This is a genomic window from Nostoc sp. FACHB-280, from assembly GCF_014697615.1.
In the GTDB taxonomy this organism is placed as follows: Bacteria; Cyanobacteriota; Cyanobacteriia; order Cyanobacteriales; family Nostocaceae; genus Nostoc_B.
Genome location: NZ_JACJSD010000075.1, coordinates 1 through 20,004, shown reverse-complemented (window position 1 = coordinate 20,004; position 20,004 = coordinate 1). Strand labels below are relative to the sequence as shown.

The 20,004-nt window shown below is 39.7% G+C and carries 14 protein-coding genes; 11 read left to right on the top strand and 3 right to left on the bottom strand.

What is annotated here, in order from left to right; all coding sequences use genetic code 11:
• The first annotated feature begins 202 nt into the window (after positions 1 to 202).
• Positions 203 to 685, top strand: coding sequence for a S1 RNA-binding domain-containing protein (locus H6G75_RS32750; RefSeq protein ID WP_242051709.1), 483 nt, complete (start codon positions 203 to 205; stop codon positions 683 to 685).
• Positions 686 to 799: 114 nt separating this feature from the next.
• Here H6G75_RS32750 and H6G75_RS30810 read toward each other — a convergent pair whose 3' ends face one another.
• Entirely contained in the window at positions 800 to 1,480 is a 681-nt protein-coding gene (locus tag H6G75_RS30810; protein WP_190983691.1) for a Uma2 family endonuclease, read from the bottom strand.
• Between the two features lie 249 nt (positions 1,481 to 1,729).
• On the opposite strand from H6G75_RS30810, the gene recQ reads away from it, so the two are divergent.
• Positions 1,730 to 3,886: a DNA helicase RecQ gene (recQ, locus tag H6G75_RS30805; protein ID WP_190983690.1), complete on the top strand. Its 2,157-nt coding sequence runs from the start codon at positions 1,730 to 1,732 to the stop codon at positions 3,884 to 3,886.
• A gap of 78 nt (positions 3,887 to 3,964) precedes the next feature.
• Here recQ and H6G75_RS30800 read toward each other — a convergent pair whose 3' ends face one another.
• Complete coding sequence (locus H6G75_RS30800) at positions 3,965 to 4,108, bottom strand: hypothetical protein (protein WP_190983689.1); 144 nt, start codon at positions 4,106 to 4,108, stop codon at positions 3,965 to 3,967.
• 546 nt (positions 4,109 to 4,654) lie between these two features.
• Here H6G75_RS30800 and H6G75_RS30795 point away from each other — a divergent pair.
• From H6G75_RS30795 to H6G75_RS30785, 3 genes are all read left to right on the top strand, one after another.
• Complete coding sequence (locus tag H6G75_RS30795; RefSeq protein WP_190983688.1) at positions 4,655 to 5,284, top strand: Uma2 family endonuclease; 630 nt, start codon at positions 4,655 to 4,657, stop codon at positions 5,282 to 5,284.
• Positions 5,285 to 6,006: 722 nt separating this feature from the next.
• Positions 6,007 to 7,977 carry a long-chain fatty acid--CoA ligase gene (locus tag H6G75_RS30790; RefSeq protein ID WP_190983687.1) on the top strand — a complete coding sequence of 657 codons (1,971 nt, stop codon included), beginning with the start codon at positions 6,007 to 6,009 and terminating at the stop codon, positions 7,975 to 7,977.
• Between the two features lie 121 nt (positions 7,978 to 8,098).
• A complete protein-coding gene (locus H6G75_RS30785; protein ID WP_190983686.1) occupies positions 8,099 to 8,548 on the top strand; it encodes a YlqD family protein in 450 nt (149 codons plus the stop codon).
• 63 nt (positions 8,549 to 8,611) lie between these two features.
• Here H6G75_RS30785 and H6G75_RS30780 read toward each other — a convergent pair whose 3' ends face one another.
• Positions 8,612 to 9,139 carry a hypothetical protein gene (locus tag H6G75_RS30780; protein WP_190983685.1) on the bottom strand — a complete coding sequence of 176 codons (528 nt, stop codon included), beginning with the start codon at positions 9,137 to 9,139 and terminating at the stop codon, positions 8,612 to 8,614.
• Positions 9,140 to 9,786: 647 nt separating this feature from the next.
• Here H6G75_RS30780 and H6G75_RS30775 point away from each other — a divergent pair.
• The 6 genes from H6G75_RS30775 (at position 9,787) to cbiE (ending at position 19,359) form a co-directional block, all read left to right on the top strand.
• Positions 9,787 to 11,136, top strand: coding sequence for an AAA family ATPase (locus H6G75_RS30775; protein WP_190983684.1), 1,350 nt, complete (start codon positions 9,787 to 9,789; stop codon positions 11,134 to 11,136).
• A gap of 83 nt (positions 11,137 to 11,219) precedes the next feature.
• Positions 11,220 to 12,722, top strand: coding sequence for a tetratricopeptide repeat protein (locus tag H6G75_RS30770; RefSeq protein ID WP_190983683.1), 1,503 nt, complete (start codon positions 11,220 to 11,222; stop codon positions 12,720 to 12,722).
• A 235-nt stretch (positions 12,723 to 12,957) separates the two neighbouring features.
• Positions 12,958 to 14,262 carry a dihydrolipoamide acetyltransferase family protein gene (locus H6G75_RS30765; RefSeq protein WP_190983682.1) on the top strand — a complete coding sequence of 435 codons (1,305 nt, stop codon included), beginning with the start codon at positions 12,958 to 12,960 and terminating at the stop codon, positions 14,260 to 14,262.
• Between the two features lie 437 nt (positions 14,263 to 14,699).
• On the top strand, positions 14,700 to 15,830 hold the full coding sequence (locus H6G75_RS30760) for a patatin-like phospholipase family protein (RefSeq protein WP_242051708.1): 1,131 nt from the start codon (positions 14,700 to 14,702) through the stop codon (positions 15,828 to 15,830).
• Between the two features lie 982 nt (positions 15,831 to 16,812).
• Positions 16,813 to 18,006, top strand: a complete 1,194-nt coding sequence (locus H6G75_RS30755; protein WP_190983681.1) for an MFS transporter — start codon at positions 16,813 to 16,815, stop codon at positions 18,004 to 18,006.
• A 150-nt stretch (positions 18,007 to 18,156) separates the two neighbouring features.
• The gene (cbiE, locus tag H6G75_RS30750) at positions 18,157 to 19,359 is read left to right on the top strand and encodes a precorrin-6y C5,15-methyltransferase (decarboxylating) subunit CbiE (protein WP_190983680.1); all 1,203 of its coding nucleotides are present in this window, start codon (positions 18,157 to 18,159) and stop codon (positions 19,357 to 19,359) included.
• The last annotated feature ends 645 nt before the right edge of the window (positions 19,360 to 20,004 follow it).

The window sequence follows — 20,004 nt, the reverse complement described above, 5'->3', positions numbered from 1 at the left end:
AACGGGTTCAATTGATATTAGCTCAATTATCTTCTGAATTAGTATCCTCTTTGACCAGTTATGATTTCATCCTTGAAGCTCTTTTCCATCAAGCTTTATTCTATGCAGGTTCATAGAGAATTGGTATAACCGTCAAATTAGAGAAGTCTACGCACTTGTCAGTTTATACAAAAATATACCAATAGATATTGCATTAGGTGAATTGGATGCGAGTTGGTATGAGCAACGGAAAATTGAGTTATATCAACAATATGAACTACGTGAGAACTCCATCACCAGACGAACAATTCATAATCGTAGCCGTTTAGCAAAGGCAAGACTAGAAACACTTAAGCTTGGTCAAATTATAGATGGCAGTATCAGTAAAATTAAGCCGTATGGTGTCTTCGTTGATATTGGAGGATATTATGCACTACTACATATCTCCGCAATTTCTCAACAACCTGTTGAACATCCAGAAAAGGTATTTCAAATTGGTGATTGGATTAGAGCAATAATTATCTGGATGGATATTGAAAGAGGGCGAGTTTCGCTATCAACTAGCGATTTAGAAACTGAACCAGGTGATATGCTAAAAGACCCGTTGATTGTGTATGAAAAAGCCGAAGAAATGGCTGCTAGATACTATCAAAATGTTTTGTCAAAGCTACAGAATACTGGCGAGACAAGAGAAGATGGTGGTTAGGTTTTTAATAAACCCCTCAGAGGATGTTTGGAAAGTATTACAGGAATCAATTAAGCAAGTCTTTGAACTTCATTAATGAATCTTTGAGCTTCGTTGATGAATCTTTACACCAATTTAGGTGAGAGAATCAGGATCTACGCCAAGCGATCGCAACCGTTCCGCTAGTAATTGTACTTGTTGTTGGGCTTGCTGGGCTTGTTCTTCTGGTGTTAAAAACCGTTCCCCTTGTTCGTTATACCAATACACCCACTCGCGCGGAATCCCTAAATAAGTTCCTCTTTCGATGCCAATTCCTAAACCAATCTCTGGCAACCAAACATGATTTCCATCATGCAATAATTCATAAGCATCATTCACTAATTTATAAACTTCTAAACGCGGTTTACGGCGACGCAGTGGGTTGTAAACTACATAATATAAAATTCCCAATTTTGCATACTCGGCTTTCTTAGTCGAATACTCACCACGATATGTCTGAGATACTACTTCCAGAACTAATAATGGTAGTTTCTTTTCTTCCCAAAGCACATAACTGGGGCGGAGGTATTCATCATAAAATCTCTCTACGCTCAGACTCAAGAATCCATCAGGGACGATCGCTGGTAAGTCTGGGTCATAATAAATACCCATACGAATACCAAAAAACCAATCCATACGATCTTCCCAAGCCATTGCTAATACGCTTCTGAGTAAATCAGGAATTGATTTTTGTAATTGATTATCTACAGGGGTATCGTCGGAGTCAGGTAGCTCTTTTGAAGAAGGCAAACAAGCTAATGGATTGTAATTTAGCATGATTGATGTGCCGTTCCTCAGTTATGAGTATATTTTTATTTTATATAGCTGGGGACAGGTGATAGGTGATAGGTGACAGGTGACAGGTGACAGAGTTAAAAGTCTTTTATTGTCTAAGTTTTATCGGGTAGTCAAATCTCAGTAACAGGCAGCGCAGAGAAGGAAATTCATGACTTCTCGACGTGAGATTGTTACAATCCTTTTATCTTCGTAAACTTCACGCAGAAGGTAGCCAAAAAAGCGATCGCTATGCTTCAGTATCCTAATCTCGAACAGGCGCTAAAATATCACTTCGGTTATGATAATTTCCGTCCTGGACAGCGAAAAATTATCGAAGATGCGCTACAAAATCGAGATTTGCTGGTAGTTATGCCCACAGGTGGCGGTAAGTCTTTGTGCTTTCAATTACCTGCGTTGATCAAGAAGGGATTGACGGTGGTGGTATCGCCGTTAATTGCGTTGATGCAAGACCAAGTGGAAGCACTGCGAAATAATAATATTAGCGCCACGTTTCTCAATAGTAGTTTGAATCCTTATCAAGTGCGATCACGGGAAGAAGCGATCCTCAATGGTAGGGTAAAATTACTTTACGTCGCCCCGGAACGGCTGATGAGTGAAAGGTTTTTGCCGTTTCTCGATTTAGTACATCACCAAGTTGGGATTTCTACCTTTGCAATTGATGAGGCGCACTGTGTTTCGGAATGGGGACATGATTTTCGTCCAGAATACCGCCAGTTGCGCTCGTTGCGATCGCGTTATCCCAATGTCCCGACAATTGCGTTGACAGCAACGGCGACTGAACGTGTGCGTTCTGATATCATTCAACAAATTGGTTTAAGGCAGCCTAGTATTCATATTGCGAGTTTTAATCGCCAAAATCTGTATTACGAAGTCCGCCCCAAAACTAAATATGCTTACGCGGAATTATTAGAATTAATTCGAGAAATTGACGGTTCAGCTATTATTTATTGTCTGACTCGTAAAAAAGTTGATGAGTTAACTTTTAAACTTCAAAATGATAAAGTTTCAGTTCTACCTTATCATGCGGGATTAACTGACGAAGAACGCAGCAATAATCAAACGCGATTTATTCGAGATGATGCGCGGGTGATGGTGGCGACTATTGCTTTTGGGATGGGAATTAATAAACCCGATGTCCGGCTAGTAATTCATTTTGATATTCCCCGTAATTTAGAAAGTTACTATCAAGAATCTGGGCGGGCGGGACGCGATGGTGAACCTTCTCGCTGTACAATCTTTTTTAGTTTTGGTGATATTAAAACCATTGAGTGGAGTATTAACCAAAAAACTGATGCTCAAGAACAGTTGATTGCTAAACAACAACTGCGACAAATGATAGATTACGCTGAGGGGACAGATTGTCGCCGCACAATTCAACTCAGTTATTTTGGCGAAAGGTTTCTCGGAAATTGCGCTAACTGTGATAATTGTCGTCATCCCAAACCTGTGGAAGATTGGACAATTGAAGCGATGAAGTTTTTATCTTGTGTGGCGCGTTGCAAAGAAAGATTTGGTATGTTGCATATTATTGATGTGTTGCGGGGGGCAAAAAATCAGAAGATAACCCAATACGAACACGATAAATTATCTACTTATGGTATTGGTAAAGATAGAAGTGTGGAAGAATGGCGAATGTTAGGGCGATCGCTGTTACATCAAGGTTTACTCGAACAAACTAGTGATGGTTACTCTGTCTTAAAATTAAACGCCCACAGTTGGGAAGTGATGCGACGACAGCGCAAAGTTGAAATTGCTGTGTCTGCAACACCAAAAGTCAGTTTAATGGAAGAAAGTCCCAAAGCTGCTGAGACTGAAGAACTATTATATAGGTTGCGATCGCTGCGTAAGCAATTAGCTGATGAACAATCTGTTCCACCTTATGTCATCTTTCATGACTCGACATTAAAATTAATGGCGCAGGTACAACCAAAAACTTTAGTTGAATTTGGCAAGTTATCCGGTGTGGGGAGTCATAAACTTGCCCAATATGGCGAAAAATTCTTAGCAGAAATTCGGACTTACCGTGAGGCGAAAAGTTCAGTGAGTTCTGATGTTGATGTCATACCTACACTCAGTTTAATTTCTGGCACTGAATTACAAACACTGCATTTACATCAACAAGGTTTGAGTGTAGCTGAAATTGCCAAACAACGCAAACTTAGCCCAGCGACAATTGTCGGTCACTTAGCAAGATTAATCGAAAAAAATCAGCCTGTAGACTTATACCAAATAGTACCTTTAGAACATCACCAAAAAATTTGGCAAGTGCTAGAAGTTCTCGGTGATATTCCCCTTACGCCACTCAAAGAACAACTGGGTACAGCCTATACTTTTGATGAAATTCGCTTAGTCAAAGAAAAATGGCGACAAGAAAAGCGTAAATAAATTTTCTGGCGATCGCATCAACACATATTATTCCATGTTTTTCTACAGAGCGATCGCCCGGCAACAGCAATCAGGATTTTAGGAAATTTCCGAACTAGATACAGGTTGAGTTGCTACTTTAGCTTCGGTTTTGTCAGTCAAAATCACAGACAACAGCTTTGGCAACATCAAACAAGCCACAGTATTTACCAATGTCAGCAATAAACCATCTGTAAAGCTCATGTATATGCCCCTTTTTGCAAAATTTTGTTTGCTATTTATCTAGTGTGAAACATATTTTGTTAAATGTACTACATTAGTCCTTTTGATTTTCTTCTCATCTCCATAAGCTAGTTCAATATTTAGTTTTGTAAAATTTTGCCAGAATGATATTCCACGCTCAGATTCTCCTTTGCTGAAGTAAAAATTTATCTGCGTTTATCTGTGTTTATCCTCTTGCATCGGCGGTTAAATTTATATTGCTGTACTTCACCAGTATAGTAATAGTTATAAATAAGTGTGAATTTGTGGATGTTAGATACGGATTAAGCAGTAAAATCCAAAAATATTAAAATAAATTGTAATTAGAGTAATTTTAAGTAGTAGGACTAAATTAAACCTAACTTAAAATTACCGGGTTTCGACACTTCGACAAGCTCAGTGCATCGCTGCGCTCAACCCTCTTATTCTCAAGGATCGAGCATTGAGCGAAGTCGAAATGCGTCTTCTAAATAATTGTGTCTACCTACTTATCTGTTCATCAAGCACTTAAAGTATGAGTTCCATAATATGACTCAAGCACAAATCGAACCCAAACTATACAGTTTCGATGAATTTATCAAATGGTATCCTGAAAATTCAGAAGTTCGGTACGAACTACATGATGGAGTCATTATCGAAATGCCAAAGCCAAAGGGAAAACATTCAAATCTCACAGGTTCCCTAATCGAGCAACTATTGATAATTATTAGAGAGATAGGCTTTGGTGGAGTTTGGATTATTCCCAGAGAATCGATTATCAAACCTAAACGAGAAAAATCAGGTTATGAGCCAGATATCATCGTTATAAATAAACCAATTCTTGGGGATGAACCCCGATGGGAAAGCGAATCAATTATTCAAAATCCTGATTCAGTCAAATTAATTGTTGAGGTGGTTTCTACTAATTGGCGTGATGATTATTACGATAAATTTCGAGATTATGAAGAAATGGGTATTGAAGAATATTGGATTATTGATTATGCTGCATTAGGGGCAAGAAAATTCATTGGTAATCCGAAGCAACCCACAATTTTTGTTTGTAACTTGGTTGATAAAGAGTATCAGATGACGACCTTTACAGGAAATATGACTATTGTTTCTCCTACCTTGCCCCAATTTAATTTAACCGCACAGCAAATTTTTGATTTAGCTTCGTAGGAAAACTTTAATTACAGTGGAAGCATATTATTGCGATCGCTCACAGTCTTAGAGTAAGAATTAAGAAATCAGAATCTTAGAAAACTTCATCACATTCTTCTCAAGATATATAGATTATTACTCATATTAAATTACCTTAAAATTCTGACTTCTGTGTACTAAATTCTTACATTTTAGAACCCCAACTTCTTTTAGAAATTGGGGTTCTAAGTCTTGTGGTGCAGAGATTAATCAATAACTAGAACATCTGGAACAAAAATGAGGACTGAATTTACAATATTGACTGCCTGTCATTGCATAAACCGTACAATATGGGAAACTAGTAATTGCAACTGTAGCTTTTGTTGATGTGGGCGCTGTTGTAGATGCTTGATTAGACCTGATTTTAGCTAGAATCCCAGACAGAAACTTAGGTAATACCAAACAAGCAGTCGCATTGAGCAGGGTGAGGCATATTGCATCTGTGAAATCTATAGGTAATCACCCCCATTGAAAAGTTAGGTGGTCACTGTTTTTGATGTTTGCCATCAAAATTAAGCAATCTTAGTGATGTATTGCTTAAAGTTTATATAACTTCACTCTAACATAAGTTTTTATCAATGCAACGTTGACCTGACTCAATAACTGACACAATCCGCGATCTAGAAATTTAGGAGAGTATTGTAGTGTGGATAGCAGAATAAACTAGAACTTAAAAATTACTACACTTTAGGTAATGTATTATGTCCCACACTCAATCTGCATCTTCCATATTATTAAACATCAGTGAGAGAGAAAGGCTGGCATTTCAAGGTTCTGTAGATTACTCAAAAGTAAATTTACTCTCGGAGATTTGGCCTTTAGCTGCAAAAGAATTTGGCAATATTGTGGCGTTGCGAAATCCCCATTCTAAACCAGAAACAGTAATTACATATACTCAGTTAGCAGAACAAATTCAACAATTTGCAGCAGGTTTGCAAGCCTTAGAAGTCAAAGTAGGCGATCGCATTTCTTTAATTGCTGATAACAGTCCCCGTTGGTTCATTGCTGACCAAGGTATTATTACGGCTGGCGGGGTGGATGCGGTGCGTAGTTCGCAAGCCGAGAAAGAAGAACTGCTGTTTATTATTGCCAATAGCGGCAGTACAATTTTGGTAATTGAAGATTTAAAAACCTTAAATAGATTACGCGAGCGCCTGTGCGACTTACCAATTCGCGTCATTATCTTACTCTCTGACGAAACGCCACCAACAGACGATGTACTGAAAATCCTGAATTTCAACCAGTTACAAGAACTTGGGGCAAAGCATACCTTAGTGCGACCGCAACAGTCTCCTGATGACTTAGCAACGTTAATTTATACATCTGGAACCACCGGAAAGCCCAAAGGTGTAATGCTGTCCCACAGCAATTTAATGCACCAGGTGAAGTATTTGCGGTCAATAGTCCAACCACAGCCAGGTGATGTTGTGTTGAGTATTTTGCCAACCTGGCACAGTTACGAACGTAGTGGTGAATACTTTTTGTTATCACAAGGTTGCACGCAAGTTTACACAAACTTGCGTTCTGTCAAACGTGACTTGAGAGAATTTAAACCAAATTATATGATTGCCGTCCCCCGGTTGTGGGAATCGATTTATGAAGGTGTGCAGAAGCAGTTTCGAGAACAACCAGCCAACAAGCAACGCCTGATTAACTTCTTAGTAGGGACAAGTGAAAAGTATATCAAAGCGCAACGCATTGCCCAAGGCTTGTGTTTAGATCATATTCAGGCTTCCAGCGTAGACAGAATTTTGGCTAAAATTCAAGCATTGGCATTGTTGCCATTGCATATTTTGGGAGAAAAAATAGTTTATGCCAAGGTGAGAGAAGCCACAGGCGGAAAGATTAAGCATGTAATTAGTGGTGGTGGCGCATTACCAAGGCATATTGATAACTTTTTTGAAATTATTGGTGTAGACATTTTACAAGGTTACGGTTTAACCGAAACTTCCCCCGTAACGAATGCGCGTCGTCCTTGGCGAAATTTCCGTGGTTCATCCGGTCAACCAATTCCAGGAACAGAAGTAAAAATTGTAGATCCTGAAAATCGCCAGCCTCTCCCAAAAGGAAAACGAGGTTTAGTGCTGTTGCGGGGGCCACAAATCATGCAAGGGTATTACCAAAATCCCGAAGCAACCGCCAAAGTCATTGATGCTGAAGGTTGGTTTGATAGTGGTGATTTGGGTTGGGTCACACCAGAAAATGACTTGGTGCTGACTGGCAGAGCCAAAGATACAATTGTCTTGACTAACGGGGAAAACATCGAACCACAGCCAATTGAAGATGCGTGTTTGCGATCGCCTTATATTGACCAAATCATGCTCGTAGGGCAAGATCAGCGCAGTATTGGTGCTTTAATTGTTCCCAACCTCGAAGCCTTAGCAAAATGGGCTGAGAGTCAGAACGTGCAACTACGTCTACCAGAACAAAACTCCGAACCCAGCACATCTGTTGACCTAGAGAGTAAAATAATCCAGGATTTGTTTCGCCAAGAATTGAATCGGGAAGTTCAGAATCGTCCAGGTTATCGTTTAGACGATCGCATTGGGCCATTCAGGCTGATTCTAGAACCGTTTTCTATTGAAAATGGCTTGATGACCCAAACACTAAAAATCCGGCGACACATTGTTGCAGAACGCTACCGCGACCTGATTAACCAAATGTTTGCCTGATAAAGCAGAATTCAGAATCAAGAATTCAGAATTCAGTTACATTCTGAATTCTGGCTACTGACTCCTCCTGAATTCTTTGTTGATAATTTCCAATGCAAACTTTATAGAGTGAACGCGAAATATGGATCTTTCCAACCCCCAACTACTTTTGAAGCGCATCGTCAATGTCAAAGTGATTGTAACTCCTTTGTGGAAAGAGGAAGTACAACAGCAATTGCAAGCCCAGATCAATCAACTTGATCAGCAATTGCAGCAACTAGACCTCGAAGGACAAAGAGCGATCGCCGCCATTCAAAAGCAAAGTATCCAACCACCTAGCCCCCAAACTCTGCAACAAATCGACAACATCCAACTGCAAGTTAATCAAAAGAAAAGCGAATTCCTAGAGCAGAAAAACCAAATGTTGCAAAACCTTCAGCAAGTACAAATGCTGGAGTTAGATCAAGAAGTTAACCAATTTCAAATGGAAGGATTTTTCCGTGTAGAAAAAGGTGATAACTTAATTAGCAAAATGCAAGTTGAAATCGTCATCCGTGACGGCATTATCGAAGATATTCGCGGAGATATCTAAAATTTGTCCTTTGTCATTCGTCATTTGTTATTTACTTTGTCGCTAATGACTAATGACCAATGACTAATTACAACTTTGATTTAATTGTTTGTTGTGGCGACTCCCAGATTTACATTGTATCTGGGAGCCAGCCCAGATAATTTCCCAGACAGGCGGGGAACTAACTAAAAGCGATCGGCCAAAGGTATTCATTTCCACCCGATATTTAATCGCCGTCACAGAAGCACTATTTTGGGGAATATGTGTAATCGTCACTAAGGCTTGATTGTGTTGCGGATAAATCACTTCAACCTTACGAGTTCCTTTCTCTTCACCCACATCTTCAATCGCATTTAACGCCAGAGTTTTGGGGTCACTCCCTTGCAGAGCCGAGTTGAGACTTGTTAATGGTATAGATTTATAGTTAACTCGCTCTGGATAAACCAAATGATTTTCAGAATGTTGTATCACTGAAAATTGCGCCTTTTCGGGATTTTCAGTATTCACAACTGTTGCCGGAGGTTGATGTTGAGTGATATAAACACTAGTAGCAGCAGTAATAAAAATACTAAGTAGTAAAATCCGCAGAAACTTCCACTTGCCTGAAAGCATAAGCTTACAAAAATTTCCTACAGAACTAATTGTTAATTCTGAATTTTAAATTCAAGTTAAACCTTTGATCCTTTACACTTCGCTAAGAACAAAATTCTGATACAAGTGTAGGGTAGATGCAGAATATAAACATATACACACATTTTGTGCCAAGCGACTGAAGTCGCGGCTACACAGACAAAACCCCTGATTTTGCCTTAGTCCGCGCAGGCGGACTTTGTTTTTATAGCCGCGAATTCCATTCGTCGGGGCTAGGTTGTCAAAAAGCAATCTATATAGACTTTTATTGCACCTGAAAGTTCCTGTAACCATTTATCCACAGACACTAAGAGACTATTTATCAAGTAAAAATAAAATTTCCGTAGTGGCGTGGCAAGGCTAAAATAGGGCATAAAAATAACTCTTGTGGTGTGGGCATCCTGCCCGCACCGGACGGGCTAGAAGCCCATCCCACAAGAAATTTATCATGCAACATTTAAGGCTTGCCGCGCTAGTAGGGTGTGTTCGGCGCAGACTGTGTAGCTGATTCATCACCAAAACTATATACCAGCCCCTCACGCCCCATCATCTGGCTACTTACAATTCACTAACCTACCTATCTCCGTAAATTTGCGATAATATGACGCTAAATTCAGCGACTCATGTTTATGACCTCGAATTTTGCGCTTTTAAAGCGGATATATAATGTTTTTGACCCATTCCGACCTCTACCCGCAGGAGATCCGGCTTATGTTGATTGTTCAGAAGTGCGGGGAGACGGGGACATATTAGTAGAAATCGGCAGAGAGATTTTATACTCAGATAGAATGACCTCGCAACTGTATGCAGGTCATCGCGGTGCGGGGAAGTCTACAGAACTGCTGCGTTTACAGAAATTTTTAGATGACGAAGGTTGCTTTGTAGTTTATTTTCCCGCCGATGAAGAAGATATTGATCCAGAAGATGCTCAATATACTGATATTTTGTTAGCTTGTACCCGCCACTTAGTAGAAGCATTAAAAGATAGCACTTCCCCGACTAGTTTGTTGAATTGGTTACAAGAACGTTGGCAAGATTTAAAAGATTTAGCACTTACTAAAGTTTCTTTAGAAAGTTTAAGTATCGAAGCTCAGATTTCTCAATTTGCTAAATTAACAGCAAATTTGCGAACAGAACCCACTCAACGCCAAAAAATTCGAGAACGGATCAATCCCCATACAGTTACTTTGATTGCGGCGTTAAATGAGTTTATTCAAGATGCTAAAAAACACCTACCTTCAGGATATTCTCAACTAGTATTAATTGCCGATAACTTAGACCGAATTGTACCCATACCTCAAGAAGATGGACGCAGCAATCACGACCAAATTTTTCTTGACCGGAGCGAACAACTCCAAGCTTTAGATTGTCATTTACTGTACACAGTACCAATTTCTTTACTATATTCTAATCGCGCTGCCGACCTCGCTAATACCTATGGTAGTACTCAGGTATTGCCCATGATTATGGTGCAAACACCTGATAATCAACCATACCAAAGGGGTATTAATAAAGTTATAGAAATTTTACAAAAACGCCTGAATTTGATAGACCCTAGTTTATCTATTGTTGATATGTTTGAGGAGCGAGGAGCATTAGAAAGACTATGCTTAATGAGTGGAGGTCATGTGAGAAATTTATTATTATTAATGAAGGAGGCGATTAAATACACTAACTCTTTACCCATTCCGAATAGAGCCTTACTGCGTTCTGTTAGCGAGTTGCGAAATACTTATCGCAATACAGTTTTTGCTAATCAATGGGAAGCACTGGCAACTGTGCATTATTCTAAAGAGATAGTAAATGATTCACTGTATCGAGATTTATTATTTAATCGCTGTATTTTAGAATATCGTTATTTAAATGGAGATGGAGAAAGTCAAGTTTGGTATGATATTCATCCTCTAATTAAGGGAATTAAAGAATTTCAAGACACTTTTAATCGATTGTATCCGGGGGAGATAAATACAACACCATAGTAATTTCTGCAAGATCCCCGACTTCTTTAAGAAGTCGGGGATCTGACACCCATAACCCTATCAAGCATCAAACAGTTAAAACTATGTCGCTAGAACTAACTGATTGGGATAAAGATTTACCATCACAAGCAGAAGAAGAATATCAATCCTTAGTGCGTACTCTTAACTTTACAGAAGGATTTGGGTTATTATTTGTGCGTTGCTCTCCGGCTAGGGGTGAGCAGTTAATTACCAAGGTACAAACAGATATTAGTAATAAAAATATTCAAGTTTTACGACTTGAGAAAGCAGTAAATAACTTATATGAAATAATTGATAATTTAGATAATAAAGCAGAAATAAATATTTTATTCATTACAGGGTTAGAGCATTCATTTTATGAGTATGAAGAATGCAAAAGCTTACATGGTTGGCAGAGTAAAGATATTTATTCATACAGTTGGAAAGGTGTACCGCCTGTTTTAATTAATCTAAACCAACAACGAGAACGGTTAAAGGATAACTTTAATATCTGTTTTGTGTTCCTACTACCGATATTTGCAATTAAATATTTTATTCAACGTGCGCCAGACTTTTTTGATTGGCGTTCTGGTTTGTTTGAATTTCCTCTAGATTCAGAAACTTTGGAACAAGAATCATCGCGGGTTATTCAGGAGGGAGATTATCATAAATATCTCATTATGACACCAGAAGAAAGAACTAAGGAAATACTCAAAATTCAAGAATTAATTGCAGAAGACAATCAAACACCTGAACGACAATGTCATTTACTGATTCACCTGGGAAATTTGCATCTTGCTGGACAAGGTTACAAAGAAGCGATCGCATCCTACGATAAAGCTTTAGAAATTAAACCTGATTACTATGCAGCTTGGTACAATCGGGGGATTGCGCTAGATAATTCAGAACGCAATGAAGAAGCGATCACATCCTACGATAAAGCTTTAGAAATTAAACCTGATGACAACCCAACTTGGCACAATCGCGGGAATGCGCTACGGAATTTAGGACGCTATGAAGAAGCGATCGCATCCTACGATAAAGCTTTAGAAATTAAACCTGATGACCACGAAGCTTGGAACAGTCGAGGATATGCCCTAGATGATTTAGGACGTTATGAAGAAGCGATTGCATCTTACGATAAAGCTTTAGAATTTAAACCTGATTACTTCGCTGCTTGGCACAATCGGGGGATTGCGCTAGATAATCTAGGACGCAATGAAGAAGCGATCGCCTCCTACGATAAAGCTTTAGAAATTAAACCAGATGACCACGCTGGTTGGAACAATCGGGGGAATGCGCTCAGGAAATCAGGACATTATGAAGAAGCGATCGCCTCCTACGATAAAGCTTTAGAAATTCAACCTGATGACTACGAAGCTTGGAAGAATCGGAGGAAGGCACTCAGTAAATTAAGACACAATAAAGCATATCAAGATTTAAAAGAAGAAGCTAGGGAAGAAGTTAAAACAGAAATGGTTGCCAAACTGCTGCAACGTGGAATGAGTGTAGAAGAAGTAGCTGAGATATTAGAGTTAGATGTGGAAGTTATTAGAAATGTAGCAGGTGAGCAATCGTCTCCGTAGGAGACTGGAGTCGAGGTGCTGCTCCTTCTGCTTGTCCATTTGTATCATGCTTAAAGTAAAACGGTACAAGCTGCAACAATAGGCGAGATTTAATAATTTTCAGCGCCGCCTAGATATTGTTGACTGCGCGGTGACATAAAATAGAAAGTCTAAAACTCTCTAGCCAAGATACAATTCGATCTGGCAAAAGCTGTTAAAGTCCATAAATTATTTATCGATTCTGAAACCACCATATATGAGCATTCACGAAATATTCATGCCGGCGCTTAGTTCCACCATGACCGAAGGTAAAATTGTTTCTTGGGTAAAATCGCCAGGGGATAAAGTGGAAAAGGGCGAGACAGTGGTGGTTGTCGAGTCAGATAAGGCAGACATGGATGTAGAAACCTTTTATGAAGGTTATCTGGCACACATCATTGTAGATGCTGGTGGCACTGCGGCTGTAGGTAGTGCGATCGCTTATGTAGCTGAAACTGAAGCAGAAATTGAAGCCGCAAAATCTCTCGCTAATTCCGGTAGCACTGCGGCGACGACTCCTGCTCCTGAAAAAGTACCAGCAACAGCCGCCGTCGGCGCACCCACCGCAGCCGCTCAAAACGGTAACGGCTCGAACCACAAAGAAGGTAGACTCGTCGCTTCCCCCCGCGCCCGCAAGTTAGCAAAAGAATTAAAAGTTGATTTAACTAGCCTCAAAGGTAGTGGCCCCTACGGTCGCATTGTGGCTGAAGATGTGGAAGCTGTAGTAGGTAAGGCTAAACCAGCAGCACCTGTAACCCCTGCACCAACTGTTGCACCAATTCCCGCAGCACCCGCACCAGTACCAGCCGCACCCGCACCAGTTCCCGCCGCCGCCAGCAGCGCAGTTCCTGGTCAAGTTGTACCTTTCACAACTCTGCAAAATGCTGTAGTACGGGGTATGGTTGCGAGTTTAGCTGTACCTGTTTTCCGTGTCGGCTACACCATTACCACCGATGGTTTAGATAAGCTTTACAAACAAATTAAATCAAAAGGCGTGACCATGACTGCGTTACTGGCGAAAGCTGTTGCAGTCACATTACAAAAACATCCATTAATCAACGCCAGCTATTCTGAGCAAGGAATTGTCTACCATTCTGATATTAATATTTCTGTAGCTGTGGCAATGGATGACGGAGGATTGATTACACCTGTATTGCGGAATGCAGACATGGTAGATATTTATTCTCTCTCTCGCAATTGGAAATCTTTAGTAGACCGCGCTCGCGCCAAACAATTACAACCAGATGAATACAACAGTGGTACGTTTACCCTGTCTAACTTAGGGATGTTTGGTGTCGATACTTTTGATGCGATTTTACCACCAGGACAAGGTTCAATTCTGGCGATCGGTGCAGCTCGTCCCCAACTGGTTGCTACTCCCGATGGTTTATTTGGAGTGCGTCAACAAATGCAGGTGAATATCACCTGTGACCACCGCATTATTTATGGCGCTCACGCCGCCGCCTTCCTGCAAGACTTGGCGAAGTTGATTGAAACTAACGCCCAATCTTTAACACTGTAAATGATAGCAGGAGTCAGAAGAATTTTGGGCGTTGCTGATTAGTGGGATGTTTTTTGTTTCGAGCAAAGGCGCAAAGGCGCGAAAAATCGATAGTTCAACTTGCTAACAAGGCTTAATTCATCCGCATTTATGCAACGCCGAATTTTGGATTTTGGATTGGTTGATTACAAATCTAAAATTTAAAATGACAAATCCAAAGCTGGCAGGGCAAGATACAGGAAGTAAAAATCACTACTTTCCCTGATTCATAATATTTTCTGAATGCCTGAATTGATTATGCTCTTGCCCATAAAACTAAATTAATAAAACAAAAATAGAGACTTGGATTATTGAAGAATTCAGGTCTCTATTTTTATGTTAACACCTAGTAATAATACTGGACGCATAGTATTTATAAAAACTATATTATGGGAGACATCTACAGCTAGGTTGGCTAGTTGATTTCGCAAAAAACAGCCAAAAAAGGAGATTATATGGGTTATCGCTACAAAATATTGTCGATTGATGGCGGTGGTATTCGTGGTATCATTCCAGGAATTATTCTGGCGGAAATTGAAAAACGTACAGGTAAACCGATTTGTCAGCTATTTAATTTAATTGCTGGAACCTCAACTGGGGGGATTTTATCTGCTGCTTTAACTAAGCCACATCCCAATAATCCCAAGCAACCACATTTTAAGGCAGCAGACTTAATTGATATCTATCGCAAAGAAGGAAAGCGGATTTTTGCAGAATCTGCACTAGCAAAAACTCTCAAAATTGATGATATTGTCAAGGCAAAATATTCCTCTAAAGGCAGAGACGAAGTTTTAACAGAATATTTGCAAGATACTTTCCTCAAGAAAGCACTAACTGACTTGTTTATTACTAGCTATGATATTGAATTGCGGATGCCGATTTTCTTTGTTAATAATGTCAAAGACCAGAAATTAGGCGAAAACTTCCGCAAAATTTGTGATGGTTACACCATGAAGCAAGCAGGAATGGCGACTTCTGCTGCACCAACTTATTTCAAACCTTACAAAATTGATACAGCCGACCCGACAAATGGTGGTTACTATGCCTTGGTGGATGGTGGCGTATTTGCTAACAATCCTACATCTTTGGCAATTATGGAAGCTTTAATTTCATCTGCTAGACCAGATACCCAAAACCCTGACAAAAAACCTTTGACTATCAATGATATTCTCGTTGTTTCATTAGGTACAGGCTCTCTGAATCGTCGATATAATTACGATCAAGCTGTAGATTGGGGTCTGGTTCAGTGGGTACAACCGTTGCTGAATATTACTTTGGATGGTAGTAGTGAGTCGGTAGCTTGTCAATTAGAGCAGATGTTACCACAAGCTGACGGTTATCCTAAACAATACTATCGTTTTCAACGACAGTTAACTAAAGCTAATGACAATATGGATGATACTAGTCCAGAAAATATTGCTCGATTGATAACATTAGCACAACAGATTATTGAGCAAAGAGATTCGGAATTAGATGAACTTTGTCAGCAGCTAAAATCAGGAATTAATTCACAAGAACAGCCAGAAAAATCAGTTCTTGTCGGTAGATAGTAAAGCATATAAAACCCTCAGACTTCCAGTCTGGGGCTATACAAACAAAGCCTGTACTTCCACAAGATTAGTGACTACTTTTGCAGGCTAATTATATGCTTCTTCATACCGATTTGGTATTTCATCATTATGTGGAGATGCGATTAATTGCATCTCTATTATTTTTATAGATATATTTGATTTTTGAAATACACGTAGGATGTGTTAACGACAGCATAACACATCTGCTGCAAAGCTTTGTGTGCGTTACGACACTTAACACACCCTACTGGCGTGGCAAGGCTAAAATAGAGCATAAAAATGACTCTTGTGGTGTGGGCATCCTGCCCGCACCGGACGGGCTAGAAGCCCATCCCACAAGAAATTTATAATGCAACATTTAAGGCTTGTCACGCCACTACACATACTTGAAGATACTGAGTAAAAGACTTTTAGCTCTGTCATATTTTATCCTTAGCAATGCAGAGAAGTTTAGTGCGGATTAAATAATAAATAACTAAATCAATCGTCATTATATCATTAATATAACTTATCAATAATTCTCTACCTGCATTTAAGTTGACACGGAATTTCTTTGATTGATGCAACCTAGCTAACTATTTACGTAATTGATTATATACTCAGTTAGATAATATAAATTATCTAATTTGGTAAATTGGTAGAAAATACAAAAGTGTTGAAATTATGCAAAAACTTACCATTTTTCATGATTTTAGTTAAAATTTGGATGGTGAATTTGAGCAATAAATAACACAATTATTCGCTAGACTGTCACAATTGCTAAATTGAATATGTGATTTAAGTTTGATTTTTGGCATAATTTTTATTAGTAATTTCTCTAATATAGACATAAAATTAATTTGGTTGTATGTGATAAATTGTACAGGAAATATATTTTATGTTTTTGAAATTATGCAATTCTGAATGCGATTTATCTTAAGGAATTTGTCTTAAAATCACTCCACGGGTATAAGGCAGAATCATGGTTAACTCTTGCAACACTAACCGGGAATTATTATGGCGACAGGTTTGGGGATTAGCTGCGTTATTAATAGCTATCATCCTGTGTTGGATGGCATACACTTTTTATCAACCAAAGATATTGCAAAATTTAGAGTTGGTTGAATTAGCTGGTTGGTTGGGAATTGTGCAAGGGTTAATCGTGGCGGTGATTGAACCTTTGAATGGGGGAATTTCCGATCGCCTCCAGCAACGTTTGGGTAGTCGCTTACCAATGATTAGTACGGGAGTGTTGTTAGCTGGTGTGATTTTCGTCAGTGTTTCGTTGTTGGCTGACTACAATTTACCCACAGGTATGCGGTGGATAATTCCCGTACTGATGACAGCTTGGGTAATGGCGATGATTATTTTTCGTGGCCCGGCGATCGCACTTTTAACTCAGTTTGTCCCGACAACCGAATTACCACAAGTCAATACCATCTTAGTACTTATCTTTGGTACAGTGGGAGCGATCGCACCGTTATTTCACACCTTACTCGACAGTATAGGTGCGTCGATTACCTTCATGTTAGGTGCGATCGCTTTAGTTTTGGGCGCATATATTCTGCAATTATTCACACCTAAACATAGTTTGATTCCCGCAATTAATCCAGATAAATCGGCTACTATACCCTCTGTATTATTACTCCTAATTTTTATTATTGGTTTAGCAACAGGATTTGAAATTAACTTGTTATTTGGGATTTTTCCCCAAAAGTTACAAACTCAGCTACCAGGACTGTCAGTAGAATTTATTGCTTCGGAAATACTGTTAGTTTCCGCGATCGCATCTGTACCTTTAGGCGACTGGACAGCAGATTTGGGTGCAAACAAGTCGATATTGTTGGGTGTCGGAACAATAACAGGCTTGATGGGGTTAACAGTATTAAATGATAGTTCGATTCTGGCGATCGCTTTAATTTTGGCTTTTGGGATAAGTTTAAGTTTAGTCTTGATGAGCATCATTCCCTTGGTGTTAGGGAAACTAGCTGTAACTCAGGCTGGCTTGGGGATAGGTTTATATTTGGGTGGGAGTGCTGGCGGAACTGCTATAGCTTCATTATTAATTAAGCAAATTGGTATAACATCTGTCGGTGCATTTTTGTTAGCAGAAGTCGCCTGTGTGGCAGTGACTTTGTGTATTCTTTTGTGTAAGAAGCTTGAATATAGAGGCTAGTACTGCTACGCGGAAGCCAAAAGTCAAAAAGCTTATATTACAAGCTTTTCATTAACTTGAAATGGTATCTTTGATTTCCGCTGCGTTGTACTAGAGAAGAGGATTTTTCGAGGTTTTATCGTTAAGGTGAAGATTGAGGGGAATAAAACATTGAAATGGCTTTCTATTATAGGTATTGGCGAAGATGGGTTACAGGGTTTAAGTGCGATCGCCCGTTCTATAATTGCTCAAGCTGAAGTTATTATGGGAGGCGATCGGCATTTGGCAATGCTTCCCAGTGATGACCAGCGCCAGAAAATTCCTTGGACTTCTCCTTTTAGTGCATCAGTCGCCGAAATTATCAGCCGTCGCGGTCAGCAAATCTGCATCTTAGCCAGTGGCGATCCCATGTGTTACGGCGTGGGTGTGACTTTAACTCGACACATTCCCATCTCAGAAATCACAATTATTCCCGCACCTTCAGCCTTTAGCCTCGCCTGCGCCAGACTGGGATGGTCATTAACTGAGGTAGAGACTTTAAGTTTGTGCGGTCGTCCCGCAAATTTGCTTCAGGCTTATATTTATCCCCAAGCCAAGTTATTAATTTTGAGCGCCGGGAAGGAAACGCCGCAAATAGTCGCAGAAATCCTCAAAAATCGGGGCTATGGTCAGAGTAAAATGATTGTTCTGGAACGCTTAGGTGGCATTCACGAACGAATAATTGCAAATACAGCCGCCGCTTGGAGTGAAACAGAAATTGCGGACTTAAATACCATCGCTGTTGAATGTATTGCTAATATTGGAGTTACAGCGTTAGCAAGATTACCAGGATTGCCAGATCATGCTTTTCACCATGACGGACAATTAACCAAACGAGAAGTAAGGGCAATTACCTTATCAACATTAGCACCCTTACCAGGGGAACTTTTGTGGGATGTCGGCGCGGGTTGTGGTTCCATTTCCATTGAATGGATGCGAACTCATCCCCGGTGTCGGGCGATCGCCATTGAACAAAATTCATCTAGACTGCAATATATTGCCGATAACGCCACCGCTTTGGGTACGCCAAATTTAGAAATTATTGCGGGGAAATCACCCTCGGCTTTGCAAAACTTACCCGCACCAGACGCAATTTTTATTGGTGGTGGCGTGACAGCAGCCGGATTGTTTGATATTTGCTGGTCAGCACTACCCCCTGGCGGCCGTTTAGTTGCCAATGTTGTCACCATCGAAGGCGAGCAAACCTTATTTCAATGGTATGAAAAAGTTGGTGGCAGTTTTACCCGCATCGCCATTCAACGAGCAGAACCCATTGGTAAATTTTTAGGATGGCGAGCAATGGCTCCTGTGACTCAATGGATTGCTATCAAATAATTTTGCTTACCTGACACCCCTTGAGTTTACTTAAATAAACTTAATATATATGTGATTAAAAAGCCTCACTATGCTTAAGAAAATTTCCTATACTATTGCGACAAATTAACGGTATTCAAATTTAGTAAATAGCTATACCAAAGAAAATTGCAGCGTGCTAGATTAAGGTCAAGGTACAGAAAGGTTAAGTTTAAGTGAAGTTAACAACTTGAAATTAGAGTTTGTACCTCCTGCTCTAAAATCTAAATGAGCGATCGCCACTCAACTATCGCATCCCATGTAAGTGTTTTCGCCTTAAGTCTATTGATTGATTTTGTTGGAGGTTTTTAAACATACAGCCAGAAATGCCTGCCTATTGGAATCAAGGATGTTGAAGTTTGAGAATGACGATTGCATTTGTCCACCTTATTTGAGTTAGTTCTTCTGTTTTTTCAATTTTTTCAATCTTTTCGGACGACCCTTATATTTGATCAACCGCCTCAAGTTAAAGACATTCATCGGTCTTAACTTAGGCGGTTAAGTAGGTGGTTGCAATTAAATATAAGATAGAGTCAGTTCAAAAAACAGGTAGTACCAGATGCCTGCTGCATTAAGAGTCGCATTAACAGAGTTAGAAGATAGGACGCTGGCTCAGTTACGAGAAGC